Raw genomic sequence first — 20400 nt, 5'->3', positions numbered from 1 at the left:
TGGAAAGGTGTTAGTTATGCAGACTATGAAAAAAATCGTAAAGGGAGCAGCTGCAATATTTGCAGGACTGATGGTGATCACTGCCACTCCTTTAACGGCATATGCAGGTGAATATGGATACACCTATAATTACGACTGGTGGGGAGATGTTCAGGAAAGCCCTGATTTCTACGGAGTTTGTAAGGTATTTACCGGTGCAGACCTGGGACTTGATACTAATCTGAATAACCCTGACGGAATCTTCACATACGGAGATCTGATCTACCTTTGTGATAGCGGAAATAACAGAATTCTGGAGCTTAAGAGAGATTCAGCTGAAAAACTTGAGGTTTTAAGAATAATCGATTCCTTCGAGGGAGATACAGAGGTTAAGACATTTTCAAACCCTACAGACGTAGCGGTTTCGAAAGAAGGCGATTTCTATATAGCAGATCAGGGAAATGCCAGAGTATTAAAGCTTGATAAGGATCTGAACTACGTAATGGAGTTTACAAAGCCTGTTGATAATACTCTTGATCCCAGCCTTGTATTCCAGCCTAAAAAGCTCGCAATCGATACTGCAGGCCGTGTGTACTGCATAGCTACAGGAATTAACAAAGGTCTCATCAAGTATGAGGCTGACGGAACATTCTCAGGATTTGTAGGAGCTACCAAGGTTAAATTCGATTGGACAGATTATATCTGGAAGAAGTTCGCTTCTCAGGAACAGAGAGCAAAGATGGAATCCTTCGTTCCTACAGAGTATGAGAACATCTACATGGATTATGAAGGCTTCATATATGCGACAATGGCCCTTAACAAGGATAAGGCTTCCGATACAGATTGTGCAGTAAGAAAGCTTAATCTTCTTGGTAACGACATTCTCGTCAACAACGGAGAATGGGGCGTACTCGGAGATCTTTACTGGGGATCCGGCGGTGGTTATGAAGGACTTTCAATCTTCACTGACGTAACTGTCATGGACAATGACATCTATGTATGTCTCGACAGAAACCGCGGAAGATGCTTCGGATATGACGATCAGGGTCACATAGTATTCTGCTACGGCGGAAACGGTAACATGAACGGTTACTTCAGAAGACCTACAGCAATTGACCACATAGGTCATGACCTCTATGTAGTAGATGCACTTGATAATTCAATCACTGTTTTCGTACCTACAGAGTTCGGACAGTTGGTATACGATGCAATAGAACAGTTTGACCAGGGACAGTACGCTGAGTCAGGTGAGTCCTGGGAAAACGTAATGAAGCAGAATGGTAACTACGATCTTGCTTATATAGGAATCGGAAGATCACTTCTTCGCCAGAAGCAGTATAAAGAGGCAATGGAGTACTTTGAGCTCAAGTATGACAGAGAGAACTACTCAAAGGCATATAAGCAGTATCGAAAGATATGGGTTGAAGATCATATTGTTTTGATTGTAGTGGTTATTCTGGCACTGTTCCTTATTCCTTTGGGAATCGGAAGAGTCAAGAAGATAAAACATGAGATTGACACTGCAGATATTTTCATGAATGTACAGGACGGAGAAAAATAATGGCAGCTATCGCAAAAGATAAATATGATCGATATATAGACTCGCTGAAGTTCGCTTTATACTGTATCACCCATCCGCTTGACGGATTTTGGGATCTGACACATGAAAAAAGAGGAACCTACGCAGCAGCCAACACTATTCTTATAGCAACAATACTTATAAGAATACTCAAGCTTAGATACACGAGCTTCATTTTCCTGGTAGTTTACTGGGAAGACTTGAATATATTCCTATATGTAGCAAGTATACTGTTTCCGCTGGCTCTCTGGGTTGTAGGAAACTGGGGGCTTACCACTCTATTCGATGGTAAGGGGCGACTAGGACAGGTTTATATGGCAACGTGCTATGCGCTTACGCCGTATCCGCTGATCCAGTTCCCGCTGATGTTATTCAGTAACTTCGTTACCGTAGATGAAGCTGAGTTTTACGCCATGGTAAGTGCGATATCACTTGTGTGGGCAGCACTCCTGGTTATAGCAGCAATGGGACAGATTCATGAGTACTCAGCTGGAAAGAACCTTTTATTCACGGTTGCAACACTTTTTGCAATGCTTGTTATGATCTTCATACTGATGATCTTCTTCAGTATGATATCTCAGGGAGTTTCCTACTTTATCTCTCTGGGTAAGGAATTTTTGTTCCGACTATAGGAATTACGGATGGGAGCAGACATGAAAGATATGAAGAAAGAGAAAATATGGCAGTTTTTAAAAGGCTTAATAGCACCTGTTATCATATGCGTTTTAATACTGATTGCCGTACTTTTCATAATAAATCATAAAAATGCCAGTGATACACAGGAAGCTGTCGTACCGTATTCTTATGAAGGCGGAGAGGACACAGTAGTCCTTGAGAACGACAAGTTAAAGCTTGAGATGGATCCGGTTACAACACAGTTTACATTAACTGTTAAAGAGACCGGAAAGGTGTGGAAGTCAAATCCTGACAACGCAGCAAATGATGCGGTTGCACTTCCTGAGGAGAAAGCAAATCTTCAGTCACCTCTGATCATGTCATATTCAGTGGTTACAGGACTTGAAACAACATATAACACCTTTGCATACAGTACTTCAAATCAGATTTACAACATTACACAGGATGGTGATTCCATCAGAGTAGATTACTCACTCGGTGATGTAATCAAGGAATATGTAATACCACCTGTAATTACAAAGGATGCCCTTGATGGCTGGCTTGATAAGATGGATAAGGAAGCAGTTAACTTTATCCAGCAGTACTACAAAAAGTACGATATCAACAAGCTTGGTAAAAAGGATGAGGCCAACAAGGATGAGCTCCTTGCAAACTATCCTCTTCTTGCAGACAACGTAATCTATGTTCTTCGTGATAAGACAAAGGAAAACGTTAGAAAGAAGATGGAAAAGGCATTTGAAGAAGCCGGATATACATACGATGATTTCCAGGCTGATAAAGCAAATGACCTTTCAGTAAAGGATTCAGACAAGCCGGTATTCAACGTAAGCGTTATTTACAAGCTTGATGGAAATGATCTTGTTGTTGAGGTTCCCATGAAGGACCTTCAGTATAAATCAGATTCACCGATCTATACACTTACTCCTCTCCCTTATTTCGGAGCAGGCGGACAGGATGAAGAAGGTTACATGCTCGTACCCGAAGGCGGCGGAGCAACAATCAACTTCAACAACGGCAAGGTATCACAGAGCAGCTACTATACAAATGTATATGGATGGGATATGTGTCTTAGCAGAGATGCGGTAGTACATAACACCAGAGCATATTACGGAGTATTCGGTGTAGCTGAGGGAAATGATTCCTTCATCTGTGTACTTGAAGATGGTAGCCCTTATGCTTCCATTCAGGCAGACATAAGTGGTAAAAACAACAGTTACAACTATGTAAATGCAGTCTACAGCATTTGCCAGAGAGAAAAGTATGATGTAGGTGATATCGCAAACAGTGAAGTATACGAGTATGTTCCTTCACTTCCGGATGAGACACTTACAAGAAGATACACATTCATCAACTCAGGCAGCTATGTAGACATGGCAAAAGAGTATGGCACATATTTACAGGATAAATACGGCGATTCTCTTTCAATGAATTCAGACACAAGCGCTCCCGTAGCAATTGAAATTGTCGGAGCTATTGATAAGGTAAAGCAGATCCTTGGCTTACCTGTAAAGAGACCTTTAAAGCTTACAAGCTACAATGAAGCAAGTAACATTGTTAAGGAGCTTAGCGATAGCGGCGTAGAGAATATGTCAGTTAAGCTCACCGGTTGGTGTAACGGCGGTGTTGATCAGAAGTTACTTAAATCCGCTAAGACAATCGGAGCACTTGGAAGCAAGAAGGATCTTAAGAACCTTGTAAAAACCGGAGAGGAGACAGGTTCAAAGGTTTACCTCGATGGAATAACACAGTATGCGAATGATTCTAATCTGCTTGACGGATTCTTCTCCTACAGAGATGCCGCTAAGTTTATCAGTAAGGAACAGGCAAAGCTCTATGAGTACAGCCACATAACCTATGCACAGAGAGAAAATTCAGATCATCTGTATTACCTCTTACATACAAAGCTGGCAATGAGCATCGCTGATAAGTTCGCTGGTACAGCAGCTTCCTATGGAGCAGGCGTTTCTTACCAGGATATCGGTAAAGATCTTTCATCAGATTTTTACAGAAAGAACATCCAGAGCAGACAGAGTGTTAAGGGCCTTCAGGAAGAAGAGCTTAAGAAGGTTCAGAGCGAAGGCACTCCGATAATGATCAACATGGGTAATGACTATGCAGTTCCTTATGCAAGCATGGTTACAGGAATGGATTTAAGAGGAAGTGAGTATACAATCCTTGATCAGTGTGTTCCTTTCTACCAGATAGCTGTTCACGGCAGAGTTAATTACACAGGTGATTCAATCAACATCGGTGGAAATCAGGAAAACGAAGTTCTCTACAGTGCTGAATACGGCGCAGGATTGCACTTCACATTCATGAATGAGTCTTCCTTCGCAACACAGAAGACACTTTACACAGATTATTACGGAGCAACCTACTCAGCATGGAAGGATAAGATGGTTGATATCTACACCAGATACAACAAAGAGCTCGGCCACACCTTCAATCAGGAAATGGTTGACCACGAGAATATCACAGAAGATTTATCCCGCACACAGTATGCGGATGGAACAAATGTCTATGTGAATTACGGTTACAGTGATGCACAGACACCCGACGGAAAGACAGTTCCTGCCAGAGATTATCTGGTTGTCAGATGAGAGGAAATGGTTTTATGGAAAAGCAGAAGCAAAAGAAGAAAATTGTAGGACTGCAAAAGAGAAAAGCGAAGGCCGGATATGTATTCATAGCACCTTTTATCATCGGCTTTCTGGTATTTATGATAAAGCCCCTTTGGCAGTCACTTCATATGAGTTTTTGCAGCGTTGAGCTTGGAGCCGGAGACTTTAAGGAGACATGGGTTGGAATTACCAATTTCGTATATGCCTTCAGAGTAGATCCCGAGTTTACAAGACTGCTGGTAGAAGAACTCTCCAGAATGATTGTATATTCACTGGCAATCATTGTATTTAGTTTCTTTGTAGCTCTGGTTCTCAACCAGAAGTTCAAGGGACGTGCACTGGTAAGAGCAATATTCTTCCTTCCGGTTATCCTTTCATCAGGTGTAATCGTAGGACTTGAGTCAAACAACCAGCTTATGGCATCCCTTGCACAGACAATTGAGCAGACAACACAGGGAGTCAGCGTTACAGCAGCTCTTGAGAGCATCCTCCGTACAGCCGGAGTCGGTGTAAGAGCCTATGAAAAGGTATTCGAGGTTATTGATAACATCTATGATGTAGCAATAGCATCAGGTATCCAGATCATCATCTTTCTTTCAGGTCTTCAGAGCATATCATCTAGTATGTACGAAGCAGCTGATATCGAGGGATGTACAAAGTGGGAGAGCCTTTGGAAGATCACTTTCCCCATGATCAGTTCACTGTTCCTTGTTAACTGGCTTTACACAGTAGTTGATTTCTGTATGCGTTCTGATAACGGCGTTATCGAGAAGATTCAGAAGGTTATGGTTGAGCAGATGCAGTACGGTAATGCTTCAGCAATGTCCTGGATTTATTTCTTAGTCGTACTTGCATTTGTCGGAATCACATCTCTTGTTATCTCGAAGGGAGTTTATTACTATGACTGATATGGCATTAGCACAGAAAATGAGTGCCAAGAAAAACAAAAAGAATACAAACGTCCACGCAGACAGAGATTTTTGGGAAAGAAACAGACTTTCAGGTGGATATCTCTTACAAAAGCGTATAATGGATATTGGCGTGAGCATCGTAAGATTCATTCTTCTCTTTGGAATGTGCTTCATGATTCTCCAGCCCATCTTAAACAAAATATCCGTCAGCTTCATGACAGAGCAGGATTTGTACAATCCTATCGTTATAGCAATACCGGAGCACTTCACAACTGCGAACTACAAGCTTGCTGCTGAGCTCATGAGCTACAGCCAGGCACTTGTTAATTCAATAATTGTAGCTCTTACAATCGCTATACTGCAGATTACAGTCTGCACACTTGTTGGATATGGATTTGCAAGATTTGATTTCCCGCTGAAAAAGTTCTGGTTTGCAGCAGTAATCCTTGTAATTCTGATTCCGCCGCAGACAATCGCAAGTTCACTTCATCTGCACTTCAGATTCTTTGATATCTTAGGTCTGGTGAAGCTTACAACAGGCAGCACATTGAACCTCAGAGGTTCAGCAATTCCTTATTACCTTATGAGTGCCGGTTGTATGGGACTTAAGAACGGACTGTACATCTTCATCATCAGACAGTTCTTCAGAGGACTTCCTGTTGACCTTGAAGAAGCAGCATACGTTGATGGATGCGGAATGCTTAAGACCTTCGTAAGTATCATGCTTCCTCAGGCTAAGCCGCCGATCACATCATGCTTCCTGTTCGCTTTCGTATGGCAGTGGACAGACGGATTCTACTCAAGATTGTTCCTTGGAAATACAAAGCTTGTAAGTACAAGCCTTTCAAGAATTATTGATAGTCTTGGTGCTTATATCCAGCGTATCAACGGTGTTAAGACAACTGTTTCAGTTGCTTATTCAAACTGTATCCTTGCAACAGGTACACTTATGATCATCATGCCTTTGATCATCCTGTATCTCTTCGCACAGAGAGCATTTGTTGAGAGTATTGCTAATACAGGTATTAAGATGTAAAAAATCTTCTTGCGCTAATAGGGAGGCGAAGAAGTAAATAAATATTTTTTTCTTATCAGGGAATGCCCATTTGCCCTGGTTGCACCCGGGAATGCGCCGGGGCAGATGGCTTCTATATAACAAAAAACAGAGATGAAAAATCTCAATCAAAGGAGGACAAAAATGAAAAGGGCATTAACCAAAAAAGTTACAGCTGCTATCACACTTGCAGCAATGACTATGAGTGCTGTTGGTTGTGGCGCTACTACAAATGGTACAGACGCTTCAACAGCAACATCCACAGAGACAACTGAAGAAACAACTACTACAGAAGAGACAACTGATGCTGCTGAGACAACAGAGGAGTCAGCTGACGCTGATGCTGAGTCTGCTGATACAGAAGAAGCTGGGGATGAGGAAGCAGATGCTTCCGAGAGCAGTGATCTCTATGAAGTAAAGACAGATGCAGATGGTAACCCTATCGATCTCGGCGGTATGGAAATCATTATCCGTGACTGGTGGTCAGGCGATCCGACAGAACCCGCTAACGATTATGAGGAAGCTCTTCAGGAGTATAGAGATTGGGCTCAGGAGACATACAACTTCACAATCAAGCAGCAGGCTATTTCTGACTGGGGTTCAACACCTGCAGATTTCGTAGACTACGCTACAACAGGCGGCGACGAGAACTACATCTGGATTCTCCGTGCTGATCCGGCTATCACATCAGCTATGGCAAATGGTCTTATGTATGATCTTTCATCACTTGACTGCCTTGACTTCAGCAAAGAAAAGTTCCAGAGAAACCTTCTCCACGAGCAGTTCTCTAAGGATGGCAAGGTTTACGCTATGTACGCTGGCTATTCAGAGCCCAGAACTGGTGTATATTTCAATAAGAGACTTCTTACAGAAGCTGGTATCGATCCTGAGTCAATCTATGACATGCAGGCAGATGGTACATGGACATGGGATGCATTCGCAGATCTCCTTTCCAAGGTACAGAGAGATACAGATAACGACGGTGTTATCGATGTTTACGGTATGACACTTAACGAAGGTAACATGACAACACAGGCAATCTTCTCTAACGGCGGAGACCTTGTTGGTAAGGATGCAAGCGGCAAGTACACATATGACCTTGAGAATCCTGAGACAGTTGAAGCTCTTGAGTGGACTGTAGATATGTTTACAAAGTATGATGCAGAAGTTGCTAACCCTGAGGGTGCTGAGTGGGATTACTACAAAGAGCAGTTCCTTAACGGTCAGGCAGCATTCATGCCTGAGGATGAGTACGCAGGATGCCCTGGTAACTTCCTTGAGGATATGAGCGATGAAGTTGGTTTCGTAATGTTTCCTAAGGGACCTAAGGGTAAGGATTACGTAAACGTTTGGACAAACAACCCGGTTGCTATTCCTGCTTGCTACGATGCAGACAAGGCTTGGAAGCTTGCATTCGCTTGGGATCTTTGGACAAACCAGCCTGAGGGCTACGAGGATTACAACGGAAATATCTCAACTGCACGTAACGGTATCTTCGATTCAAGATCTGTAGATGAGACCATCACAATGATGACTCAGCCTGAGCACGGCACAATTGCTTACCACGGCATGATTCCTAACATGGATGTTGGAGCAGACTTCATCTGGAACATCACACCTGGTTGTGTTGTATCTGAGCAGATCGAAGCTATTGCTGATACATGGAAGTCATACGTTGACGAAGCAAATAAATAATTTCTGCTTAACTCGATAAGTAGAGAATCTGAGGGGCGGCTTTTAACAGGTCGCCCCTTATTATTTCTAGAGGTAAAAAATATGGACAAGGTAAAATTTCATCTTCCCGGATTGCGCTACAACTATCCGCTTAATATGTTTTGGATCAGTCTTATGGAGCAGCATCCTGAATATTTTAGAGAAGGAGTGGAGATAGCATCATTTTTCGGAGCTTTCCCGCTGGCATTGTGGAACGGAGGACGTTTCTTGGGAAATGACCAGTGCGATGCAGCATTTGTTAAAAATGTCGTAAAAAGCATAAATTCCAAGGGAATTCCGATTAGATATACATTCACAAACCCCCTTCTTACAGAGGAAGACTTAGACGATCCCTTCTGTAATTTCTGTATGGAGGTTGCAGACAATGGAATGAATGAAGTTCTTGTCTTTTCAGAGGTTTTAGAGAAATATCTTAGGGAAAAATATCCTTCATATCACTTTAACAGTACAACCTGCAAAGAGATTCGCGATGTTGAATCGCTTAATGAAGAAATGAAAAAGGACTACAAGTATGTAGTTCTCGATTACAACCTTAATAACAAATGGGATCTTTTAGAGAAGATCGAACACAAGGAAAAGCTTGAGGTGCTTATAAATGCCTGCTGCGTACCGGATTGCAAGCGCAGAGGAGATCACTATAGAAATATAGCAATAAATCAGAGAACAACTCTTGAGAACAGAAAGCTTCCCAAGGATAAACAGAAGCCCATTAAGCCCTGGACCTGTGAATACGGTGATAAAAACTGCATTTACACAATTCAGGAATACTCCACATTTGTTTCCCCCGAGATGATCTGGGAGAAATATGTGCCAATGGGTATAAATAATTTCAAGATCGAAGGAAGAACAGGCAACCTGTTTTCACTTATAGAGACCTATAGTTTTTATATGCTTAAGCCTGAAAAGGTGGGAGAAGCAAGATTACTTCTTCTTAGAAACCTTGAAAGCTCAGGAATCATTACTGTAAATAAGCCAAGACCGGGCAGATGGCCGTAATCAGAACGGACGGTAAATGGCAGATTAATTAGCGCAAAAGAGTTTATATAATGGCTCTGGGAAAGAGGAGAACATGAGTACCGAAGAGAGAAAGGGGCCTGTAGCCCCCAAAGACCCGACAAAGAAAAGACCTTTTTTTTACATAATGCAGGATAAGCAGATCTTTGCAGCTCCGCAGCCTGACGGAAGGGGAATCCAGTTCATATATGAGGATATGGGCAGACTTCAGGATTCTGCAAAGCTTCAGGGCAACGTGACAGATGAAAAGATCCTTCAGATGCTCGGAACAGCAGAGGGCTTCAGAAAGCTCGTTCACAGCATCGGTGTATACGTTACTGAGGAAACAAGAAAAGAGACTGTAACCTTCGTTTTACAGATGTACGGCGATAATCAGGGCGATCCTGCAACTATAGTAAGCAAGAGCTTTGTGGCAGACGGATCAGAGCAGATAATAGACCTTACAGAGGTTGACTGGTGCGAGAACGACAAGGTTCCCGGACAGATCAGATTTGAATATGACAGATCAGGCATTCAGTCCATGGTTGATGTGTGCCTCTACTTAAATGACGGCTTCGAAGCTCCCGAGCAGATCACAGACAGCGCTGTGGACTTCGAGTCAGACGCATACAAGGAGATGATTCACAGATCTCTTATGCAGAAGGGCAACCTCGAGAGACTTCACAAGGTTACTGAGAAGGCTAAAAACGGTGAGGACGTAACTCTTTCCTTCATCGGAGGTTCAATAACACAGGGTGCAGGAGCCATTCCGATCCATAAGAAGTGCTATGCACGCATTTACGCTGATGCTTTTGAAGAGAAGTATGGCAATGGCGGCAAGGTTAATCTCATTAAGGCCGGCGTAGGTGGAACACCTTCAGAGCTTGGAATGATCCGCTTTGAGAGAGATGTACTTCGCGACGGCAAGGAGAAGCCCGACCTTATCGTTATCGAGTTTGCGGTAAATGACGAGGGTGATGAGACACAGGGCGTATGCTACGAGAGTCTTGTAAGAAAATGTCTTGCACTTCCCTGGAAGCCGGCAGTAGTTCTGCTGTTTGCAGTATTTTCATACGACTGGAACCTTCAGGACAGACTTGGTCCTGTCGGAGTAAAATACGACATTCCAATGGTAAGCGTACTTGATGCAGTAACTCCTCAGTTTGGTCTTATGCCTGGCGAGGGCAGAGTGATATCCAAGAAGCAGTTTTTCTATGATATCTATCATCCCAGCAACTATGGACACATGGTTATGCGCGACTGCCTGATGGAGATGACTGCTGAAGCAGATAAGTGCACAGAGTTCGAGGCTGAGGGAGACCTCCTCGGAAGAGAGCCTGCAATCGGAGCAGATTTCGAGAAGGTATATCTCGTAGACCGCAAGGATATCAGCAGCGCAGAGGTATCAGAGGGTGCTTTTGCAGGAACAGACAAGGTACTTCAGATGGTTGAGATGGACAGCGAGGTTGTACCTGTGGCTGAGTTCCCCAATAACTGGTACTACGATGGAAGCTCAGATGATCCGGAGCCCTTCCGCATGAAAATCAGCTGCCAGAAGCTGCTCATTATCAATAAAGACTCAGGAGAGCCTGATTTTGGAACAGCAGAGGTGTTCGTTGATGGAAGAAAGGTACTGGATGTTGATCCTCACGTTAATGGCTGGACACACTGCAATCCTTTAATCGCCTTAAACGGCGCAGAGGTTGGACTTCACGAGGTAGAGGTTCGCATGGCTAAGGGCGATGAGAGAAAGAAGTTCACTATTCTGGGATTCGGAGTAGTTTAATAAAATCGACATAATACACATCAATACATCATGATGTCATGATGTATTGAGCAGCACAGGGGAATAAACTGGAGAATACAGATGAATAAAACCACATGGAGCCAGCTCTGGCTCGACTATGGAAAAAAGAAGGGTCACGTAAGCTGTGACAAGGAGAGCATTGCAGTTGTTTTAGACGGCTTCTCAGCAGAGAACCGCGTTATAAAGAGCCTTAAGAGCGAGCTTGAAAAGGCTTTTGATGGTCTTTTTGATAAGAAAATCACCTTTGCAGATGATGCAAAGAGCACTGATGAGAATGCCTACATAATAACCATTGCGAAAAACGATTCTATGGCTGCTGAGAGCTACAAAATTGAAGCGGACAGCAAAACCATCAAGGTAGAGTCTTCAGACGAAAATGGAGCCTTATATGGCGTTTTCCACGTGATCCGTGAACTCATGCGCGGAACAGCCATTGATGCTATCAAGGCTGAGTGCAAACCGTCTAATCCCCTTAGAATGATGAACCACTGGGATAACATGGACGGAAGCATCGAGCGTGGATATTCCGGAGAGTCATTTTTCTATGAGAACAACGACATCGTAATCAACGACAGAACCAGAGACTATGTGCGTTTCATGGCAAGCGTCGCAGTAAACGGTATCGTTATCAACAACGTTAATGTTAAGGATGCGGCTTCATACCTCATCACAGACAGATTTTTTGACAAGGTAAGAGAGCTCACAGAAATCTTTGCTGATTACGGTATTAAGTTATATCTTTCACTTAATTTCGCATCACCTATCGAGCTTGGTAATCTCCCTGTCTGCGATCCTCTTGATAAGGACGTAATCAAGTGGTGGGATGACAAGTTCGCAGAAGTATATAAAAAGCTGCCCCTTCTTGGAGGCTTCCTTGTGAAGGCAGATTCCGAGGGAAGACCCGGACCCTTCACCTATGGAAGAAATCAGGCAGACGGTGCAAATATGCTTGGAAAAGCTATCGCACCCTATGGTGGAATCATTATCTGGAGATGCTTTGTTTACAACTGCACTCAGGATTGGAGAGACCGCAAAACAGACCGTGCAAGAGCAGGATATGACTACTTCAAGGAGCTGGATGGCAAGTTCCTTGATAACGTCATTTTGCAGATAAAGAACGGACCCATGGATTTCCAGATAAGAGAGCCCATTTCTCCTCTTATCGGTGGTCTCACCAAGACCAACCAGATGCTGGAGGTTCAGATAGCGCAGGAGTACACAGGACATCAGATCGATCTGTGCTACCTCATGCCTATGTTCAAGGAGGTTCTGAACTTTAAGACCTACTGTCAAAAGGATAACGACACAGTCGCAGATATTGTCAGTGGTAGATCCTTTGGCAACAAGCTTGCCGGAATGGCTGCTGTAATTAATACAGGAGATAACGCCAACTGGACAGGCAATTACCTTGCTGCAGCTAATCTCTATGGATTTGGAAGACTTGCCTATGATACAGAGCTTTCTTCAGAGGAGATTGCCAAGGAATGGGCTGAGATGTCCTTCAACCTTGAAGGCGAGGAGACGAACAAGCTTGTTTCCATGCTCATGAATTCCAGAGAGATCTATGAAAAGTACACAAGCCCTCTGGGAATCGGCTGGATGGTAACACCTCACGAGCACTACGGACCGAGCATTGACGGCTATGAGTACTCAAGATGGGGCACCTATCACAGAGCTGACCACCTTGGAATCGGTGTGGACAGAACTGACAAGGGCACCGGCTATGCACAGCAGTATTATCCGGAAAATGCTGAGAACTACAACGATCCTGATAAATGTCCTGAGGAGCTTTTGCTGTTTTTCCATCACATAGCCTACAACAGAAAGCTTAAGGACGAAAGAACTCTTATTCAGTACATATATGACAGCCATTTCGAGGGAGAGGCTGAGGCAGAGAAGCTTTTCGAGACATGGAAAGGACTTGAAGCTCATGTTGAGCCCGAGGTTTTTGCATCTGTCTGTCACAGATTTGAAATGCAGATAGCAAACGCCAAGGAATGGAGAGATCAGGTAAACTCCTATTTCTACAGAAAGAGCGGAATACCTGATGAAAAGGGAAGAGAAATTTACTAATTATGGGGTAAAAAACAAGTAATCTTGTAGAAAGGTGTGTTATGAACAGACAACAGGCTAGAGAAAAGGCTAGGGAACTCGTTAGCAAGATGACTGTGGAGGAAAAGGCTTCACAGCTCAAATTCGATGCTCCCGCAATAGACAGATTAGGAATACCTGCATATAACTGGTGGAACGAGGCCCTTCACGGTGTTGCCCGTGCAGGCACTGCAACAATGTTCCCGCAGGCTATAGGACTTGCTGCTGCATTTGATGAGGAGCTCATGGAGTGCATCGGTGAGATCATCGCAATAGAGGGTCGCGCTAAGTACAACGAGCAGTCAAAGCGCGGAGACAGAGACATTTATAAGGGCCTTACATTCTGGGCTCCTAACGTAAATATATTCCGTGATCCCAGATGGGGAAGAGGTCATGAGACCTACGGTGAGGATCCGTTCCTTACAAGCAGACTTGCAGTTCCCTTCGTAAAGGGAATGCAGGGCGATGGTGAGTACTTAAAGGCAGCTGCCTGCGCTAAGCATTTTGCTGTACATTCAGGTCCCGAGGGTGAGCGTCATCACTTCAACGCTATTGCTTCCAAGAAGGATCTGGAGGAGACTTACCTTCCTGCATTCGAAGCCTGCGTAAAGGAGGCTGATGTCGAGGCAGTGATGGGTGCCTATAACAGAACAAATGACGAACCCTGCTGTGCAAACGAGGAGCTCATGAACGGATATCTCCGTAAAAAATGGGGCTTTGAGGGCCACTATGTATCAGACTGCTGGGCTGTCCGTGATTTCCATGAAAATCACCATGTTACAGGTGCACCTGAGGAGTCAGTAAAGCTTGCTCTTGAGACAGGCTGTGACCTTAACTGCGGATGTACCTACCAGAAGGTTATGAACGCTTATAGAGCAGGAATGCTTGATGAGAGCGTGATAACAGCTTCCTGTGAGCGTCTTTTCACAACAAGATACTTACTTGGAATGTTCGACGAGACAGAATACGATAAGATTCCCTACACAGTAGTTGAGTGCAAGGAGCACCTTGACGTTGCTCACAGAGCAGCTGCTGAGAGTATGGTTCTTCTTAAGAATAATGGTCTTTTACCTCTTAACAAGGATAAGATCGGAACAATCGGTGTGATCGGACCTAACGCTAATTCCAGATCAGCACTTGTTGGTAACTACCACGGAACATCCTCAAGATATGTAACTGTTCTCGAGGGAATTCAGGACTATGTGGGTGATGATATGCGCGTAATGTATTCAGAGGGCTGCGATCTCTGGAAGGAGAACGTGAGCGGTCTTGCTGACCCCAACAAGCCTGACAGACTTTCAGAAGCTCTTACGGTTGCTGATTACTCAGACGTAGTAGTTGTAGTTGTAGGACTTGATGAGACACTTGAGGGCGAAGAGGGCGATACAGGTAACCAGTTTGCATCAGGAGATAAGATCGACCTTAACCTTCCTCTGTCACAGAGACAGCTCCTTAAGGCTGTTCTTGACTGCGGAAAGCCCACAGTTGTTGTGAACATGTCAGGAAGTGCTATTAACCTTGCAGCAGCACAGGATAAGGCAGGCGCTGTTCTTCAGACCTGGTATCCCGGAGCAAGAGGCGGCGAAGAGGTAGCAAAGGTGCTCTTTGGTGAGCTTTCACCTTCAGGAAAACTGCCTGTAACCTTCTACAAGTCATCTGCAGACCTTCCGGATTTCAAGGATTACTCCATGAAAAACCGCACCTACAGATACTTCATGGGCGAGGTTCTCTATCCCTTCGGATATGGTCTTACATATGGCGATTGCAGCGTAAAGAGCATGGCTGTAGAGAACGTTGATAACGGAGATGTTAAGAGCGAGTTCACTAAGCCCGACGGAAGTGAATTTAACGGAGTTAACGTTAAAGTTACCGTTGCTAATAGTGGCAGCGTAGCAACAGATGATGTTGTTCAGCTTTATGTAAAGGATACAGAATATCAGGATGCAATCCCGAATCCCTGCCTCTGCGGATTTAAGAGAGTACACTTAGGGGCCGGTGAGGAGAAGGAGATAACAGTAACTGTTAATGCAAGAGCCTTCACATCAGTTGATGAAGACGGAAACAGAAAGATCTTTTCAAAGGCATTCCGTCTCTACGCAGGTGTATCCCAGCCGGATAGCCGTTCTGAGGAGCTTACGGGACACAAATGTGTTGCTGAGGATGTGAATATCTAAAATAAATTATCGGAAATATCATGAAGGTGCCATTTTTGCCATGAAAATGGTACCTTTTTTATCTGAAGAAGGGTATATTGGATAGGATGAAATTATAGTTAGAAAGGGAGTTCGTTATGAAAAAGAAAGCAATGGCATTATTACTGGCAGCTACACTTGTAGCATCAGTAGGTTGTGGAGGAGCAGGCGCAAATAACGCAGCCGACACAGCAAATAATGCAGAAACTACAGAGACAGCAACAGGGGCAGAGTCTTCTGAAGAGGCATCTACAGAGGAAGAAGCTGCTGAGGATAGTGCAGAAGAAGCTTCTACTGAAGAAGTGAAAGAAGAAGCTGCCGTAGAATCTTCAGAGGCTGAGGAAACAGAAGAGAAGTCCGAGGATACCGAAGAGGCTGGCACAGAGGAGACAACAGAGTCAGAGGACAGCGAGGAGGAGGACGTGACACAGACACCGGCATGGGAGATTGTAAGCCAGATGAAAATTGGCTGGAATCTTGGAAATACACTTGATGCACATGAACCCAGTATAAAAATTACAGATGCTCCGTCTAAACAGGAGACCTGCTGGGGAAATCCTGAGACAACCCAGGAAATGATCGATGCAGTTCTGGATCTTGGTTTTAATACCATAAGAATCCCGATCACCTGGAAGGCACACATCGACGAGAACAACCAGATAGATTCAGCATGGATGGATCGCGTTCAGGAGGTTGTGGACTATGCTTACGGAAGAGGAGCATACGTCATCATAAACGTACATCACGAGGACTGGAACTATCCTTATTACGACAATCAGGACGCAGCTTCAGAGCGTCTGGCAGCAATATGGACACAGGTATCAGAGAGATTTAAGGACTACGATACACACCTTGTTTTCGAGCTTCAGAATGAGCCCAGAAAGGTCGGAACAGACCTTGAGTGGAACGGTGGCGATAAGGAAGGCAGAGAGGTAGTAAATGCCGTAAATATGGCCGGATACGAGGCAATAAGAGCATCTGAGGGCTATAACAAGGAGCGCCTTATCATGTTCCCCGGATATGCAGCAAGTAACCAGACAAACTGTCTTATGGCTATAAAGCTTCCGGAGAATGACGACTGCGTAGCGGTTTCAGTTCACTCCTACACACCTTATTCATTTGCACTTGAGATGCCCGGTCGCAGCACCTATGACAACGACCATGGCGATCTGGACAGACTTTTAAAGGATATAAACAGACTCTTCCACTTCAAGAATGTTCCTGTTATCATCGGCGAGTTCGGTGCCATGAACAAGGATAACGAGGCAGAGAGAGTAGAGTGGGTAAGCTACTACTTAAGGAAGGCAAGAGAGATGAACGTTCCCTGCATCTGGTGGGATAACGGAATCTTCGAGGGCAGCGGTGAAAAGTTCGGAATTATCGACAGAAGAACACTTGAAACACCTTATCCTGATCTCATTAAGGCCATTCAGGAGTACAGATAAAAACCAGTGTATAAAGAGAATAGTAAAAATATAAAGCGTATCTCAGCAATCTATTAAAAAAGCATTAAATATGTATTTCCTCGTTAGCAATATGATAGAATACATGTATTCACATAATATCGTGTTTCTAATGAGGGGGAAGCTAAGATGCGTGAAATAAAAAGATTTTTATCAGTTGCAGTTTTTGCATTTCTGTTGTTAACGGTTTTACGAATGCCTGCTAAAGCAGACGGATTTGATGCGAATTTCTACGCACAGAAGTATCCGGATGTAGTAGCTGTCTTTGGTAACGACCCTGCAGCATTATACAATCATTACGTTACATACGGAGCCAAAGAGGGCAGATCCCAGAATCAGGCTGAGGATACCGCAAAATACCAGGCTATGCTGTCAGGCGAATCAGCACCTCAGGCAGCGGCAGCTCCTGCGGCTGTTGCCGGATTACCGTACAACACCTACATTGATGTGGATATCGATGCTCAGACCATGACCTATTATGAAAATGGACAGGTAGCATTGCAGTCACCTATAGTATCCGGTAATCCCAATCGTGGAAACGGAACACCCAGAGGAACCTACACCATCCAGTCCCATATTGCAGGAAAGCGCCTTATCGGACCTACCTGGAATGTATGGGTTGACAGATGGATGCAGTTTACTCCTAATCCCTGCCACATCGGTCTTCATGATGCAACCTGGAGAAGCTCATTTGGTGGCGAGATTTATAAGTCAAACGGCTCACATGGCTGCGTAAATCTTCCGCATGACATAGCTGTAGCTCTTTTTGACAGAGTAAATGTTGGAACACCGGTAGTTGTTCATTGATAACGGATTAAAATTTTAAAAGTCGCGGGCAAAGTGTAGAAATACATTTTGCCTGCTTTTTATATGTTTTACAGAGGAAAGTAGTAGGCGAAAGACCTTCTTTTTATGTATAATAGAAAGAGCTGATTTGAATACAGTTGACTAAATAAGAGAAAAAGAGTATAAAATGTTTTATGCAAATGAGTTGTGCAAAACAGAAAATATACTCACATGGAAGAAATATGTTTGATCAGAATACAATAGAACTATTATTAAGCTCTTTTCCCAAGATACTGGAGTATGGAATAAGAGTTACCCTGCCACTCGCAGCCATTGCATTTGTTTTATCCACTGTTTTGTCAGTGTTTGTAGCGATGGTGCAGTACGCGAATCTCCCCGTTTTAAGGCAGATTTGCAGATTTTATATATGGATAATCCGCGGTACGCCGCTTTTGGTACAGCTTATGGTGGCATTTTACGGGCTTCCGCTTTTAGGGATACATTCCAATCCCTTCCTGATGGCAATAATCGTATTTACCATAAATGAGGGCGCATACAGCGCTGAGACCATGAGAGCAGCTATGGAGGCTGTTCCTGCAGGACAGCTTGAGGCCGGTTACTGCGTGGGAATGAACTACATGCAGATCATGTGGCATATCATATTGCCCCAGGCCTTCAGAACCGCGTTCCCGTCGCTGTTTAACGCACTTATAAGCATGGTTAAGGATACATCTCTTGCATCCAGCATCACGGTGGTTGAGATGTTTACCAGAACCAAACAGATTGCCGGACAATCATATAATTACCTCCCGCTGTACCTTGAGGTTGCAGTAGTTTACCTGCTTTTCTGTACGGTTTTGACCTATATGCAGAAAAAGGGCGAGCTGGTGCTCGGAAGCTACGGCGTGAGAAAGTAACAGAGGTTTATTATGGCATTACTTGAGATAAAGAATATACATAAAGCTTTTTCCGGCAATATGGTGCTTAAGGGGATAAATCTGCAGGTGGACAGAGGCGATGTGGTGTCAATTCTTGGTCCTTCGGGATCAGGTAAGACGACGCTTCTTAGATGCATCAATTTCCTTGAAAAGCCCGATGACGGAGAGATGTTTTTTAAGGGAAAAAGCCACAACCTTACAGGGATAAACGGCGCAGAGATATCTGCTATAAGAAAAAGAACAGGCTTTGTTTTCCAGAATTATAATCTGTTTGCAAATAAGACAGTTCTTCAGAACGTGACACTGGGACTTACTTCGGCAAGACACATCTCTAAGCATGACGCTGAAAAGAAGGCTATGAGCGTTCTTGAGAAGGTTGGGATGAAGGACAAGGCATCTTCATATCCCAGTCAGCTTTCAGGCGGACAGCAGCAGAGAGTAGCTATAGCAAGGGCTCTCGCGACAGATCCTGACATCATATATTTTGACGAACCCACTTCAGCGCTGGATCCCCAGCTTACTGCGGAGGTTCTGGACGTAATGAGAGAGCTGGCATCCGAGGGAATGACAATGATAGTTGTCACCCATGAGATAGGCTTTGCCAAAGAAGTATCTTCAAAGGTTGTTTTCATGGCAGACGGAGTTATCGTGGAGGAGGGAACTCCCCAGGAGATCTTCGTAAATCCTAAGCAGGCAAGAACCCGGGAGTTTTTGCGACTCACCGATTTCTGATAAATGTAACTATAGATGTTTTACAGGAGGATGATATTTGATGAAAAGAAGACTTATTGCAACTATGATGCTTGTCGCAACAACAGCAATGGCCATAGCTGGCTGTGGCGCTAAGAGTAGCTCCAATGACCACCTTGCAAGAATAAAGAGTGCAGGAAAGATAACAATTGCTACAGAAGGCGTATGGGCGCCCTTTACCTATCACGACGAGACTACAGATGAGCTTGTGGGCTTCGATGTAGAGGTTGCTGCTGCAATCGCTGAAAAGCTTGGAGTTGAGGCTGATTTCCAGGAGGTTGCCTTTGATGGCGGACTTACCGGAGTTACAACCGGCGCTTTCGATATGATGGCTAACGGCGTAGATGTTACTGAGGAGCGTGGAAACACCTATGATTTCACAGATCCTTACGCTTACGATCACGCAGTAGTTGTTACACTTGCTTCTAACGATACCATCAGCTCATTTGAGGACTTAAAGGGCCTTACAACAGCTAATTCAGCAGGTTCAACCTATGAGGCTATGGGAGTTCAGTATGGTGCTACAGTATCAAACGTAGACACTATCGGTGAGACAATGACCCTTGTGCAGAATGGCACAGTTGATGCAACTATCAATGCTAACACATCAGCTCAGGATTACTTCAAGACAACAGGAGCAACAGACCTTAAGGTTGCTGCAGTTGACGCAGAGGTAACAAAGTACGCTATTCCTCTTAAGAAGGGCGAGGACAACGACTCCCTCAGAGAGGCTATAAATAAGGCTATCAAGGAGCTTAGAGAAGAGGGTAAGCTCACAGAGATATCTAACAAGTATTTCGGTGCTGATATTACTGCAGAATGATGAAAAAAGAAAAAGCATGGCGGTATGATAACTGCCATGCTTT

15 protein-coding genes are annotated in these 20400 nt (G+C 44.1%); all 15 read left to right on the top strand.

Annotation, left to right across the window (positions count from 1 at the left end):
- Positions 1 to 25 precede the first annotated feature (25 nt).
- The 15 genes from G587_RS0112445 to G587_RS0112375 all read left to right on the top strand — a co-directional run bounded on the left by G587_RS0112445 (position 26) and on the right by G587_RS0112375 (position 20357).
- On the top strand, positions 26 to 1540 hold the full coding sequence (locus tag G587_RS0112445; RefSeq protein WP_196812574.1) for a hypothetical protein: 1515 nt from the start codon (positions 26 to 28) through the stop codon (positions 1538 to 1540).
- Positions 1540 to 2190: a YIP1 family protein gene (locus G587_RS0112440; RefSeq protein WP_026492518.1), complete on the top strand. Its 651-nt coding sequence runs from the start codon at positions 1540 to 1542 to the stop codon at positions 2188 to 2190. Before G587_RS0112445 ends, G587_RS0112440 begins: the two co-directional genes overlap by 1 nt.
- A 30-nt stretch (positions 2191 to 2220) precedes the next feature.
- A complete protein-coding gene (locus tag G587_RS0112435) occupies positions 2221 to 4794 on the top strand; it encodes a DUF5696 domain-containing protein (protein ID WP_196812573.1) in 2574 nt (857 codons plus the stop codon).
- A gap of 14 nt (positions 4795 to 4808) precedes the next feature.
- Positions 4809 to 5723 (top strand): carbohydrate ABC transporter permease, encoded by a 915-nt coding sequence (locus G587_RS0112430; protein ID WP_026492516.1) that lies wholly within the window; start codon positions 4809 to 4811, stop codon positions 5721 to 5723.
- A gap of 1 nt (position 5724) precedes the next feature.
- Positions 5725 to 6762, top strand: a complete 1038-nt coding sequence (locus G587_RS0112425) for a carbohydrate ABC transporter permease (protein ID WP_242830082.1) — start codon at positions 5725 to 5727, stop codon at positions 6760 to 6762.
- Between the two features lie 162 nt (positions 6763 to 6924).
- Complete coding sequence (locus tag G587_RS0112420; RefSeq protein ID WP_026492514.1) at positions 6925 to 8475, top strand: ABC transporter substrate-binding protein; 1551 nt, start codon at positions 6925 to 6927, stop codon at positions 8473 to 8475.
- Between the two features lie 81 nt (positions 8476 to 8556).
- Positions 8557 to 9510, top strand: a complete 954-nt coding sequence (locus tag G587_RS0112415) for a hypothetical protein (protein WP_026492513.1) — start codon at positions 8557 to 8559, stop codon at positions 9508 to 9510.
- Between the two features lie 73 nt (positions 9511 to 9583).
- On the top strand, positions 9584 to 11293 hold the full coding sequence (locus G587_RS0112410) for an SGNH/GDSL hydrolase family protein (protein ID WP_026492512.1): 1710 nt from the start codon (positions 9584 to 9586) through the stop codon (positions 11291 to 11293).
- Positions 11294 to 11374: 81 nt separating this feature from the next.
- Positions 11375 to 13387 (top strand): alpha-glucuronidase family glycosyl hydrolase, encoded by a 2013-nt coding sequence (locus tag G587_RS0112405; protein ID WP_026492511.1) that lies wholly within the window; start codon positions 11375 to 11377, stop codon positions 13385 to 13387.
- 41 nt (positions 13388 to 13428) lie between these two features.
- A complete protein-coding gene (locus G587_RS0112400) occupies positions 13429 to 15579 on the top strand; it encodes a glycoside hydrolase family 3 C-terminal domain-containing protein (RefSeq protein WP_026492510.1) in 2151 nt (716 codons plus the stop codon).
- Between the two features lie 116 nt (positions 15580 to 15695).
- Entirely contained in the window at positions 15696 to 17042 is a 1347-nt protein-coding gene (locus tag G587_RS22635) for a glycoside hydrolase family 5 protein (RefSeq protein WP_035786593.1), read from the top strand.
- 147 nt (positions 17043 to 17189) lie between these two features.
- On the top strand, positions 17190 to 17867 hold the full coding sequence (locus tag G587_RS0112390; RefSeq protein WP_026492509.1) for a L,D-transpeptidase: 678 nt from the start codon (positions 17190 to 17192) through the stop codon (positions 17865 to 17867).
- Between the two features lie 179 nt (positions 17868 to 18046).
- Positions 18047 to 18763, top strand: a complete 717-nt coding sequence (locus G587_RS0112385; RefSeq protein WP_242830081.1) for an amino acid ABC transporter permease — start codon at positions 18047 to 18049, stop codon at positions 18761 to 18763.
- A gap of 12 nt (positions 18764 to 18775) precedes the next feature.
- Positions 18776 to 19516, top strand: a complete 741-nt coding sequence (locus G587_RS0112380) for an amino acid ABC transporter ATP-binding protein (protein WP_026492507.1) — start codon at positions 18776 to 18778, stop codon at positions 19514 to 19516.
- Between the two features lie 40 nt (positions 19517 to 19556).
- Positions 19557 to 20357, top strand: coding sequence for a transporter substrate-binding domain-containing protein (locus G587_RS0112375; RefSeq protein ID WP_026492506.1), 801 nt, complete (start codon positions 19557 to 19559; stop codon positions 20355 to 20357).
- Positions 20358 to 20400 lie beyond the last annotated feature (43 nt).

This window comes from Butyrivibrio sp. XPD2002, assembly GCF_000423945.1.
Lineage (GTDB): Bacteria > Bacillota > Clostridia > Lachnospirales > Lachnospiraceae > Butyrivibrio.
This window is presented reverse-complemented; position numbering and strand designations above follow the sequence as displayed.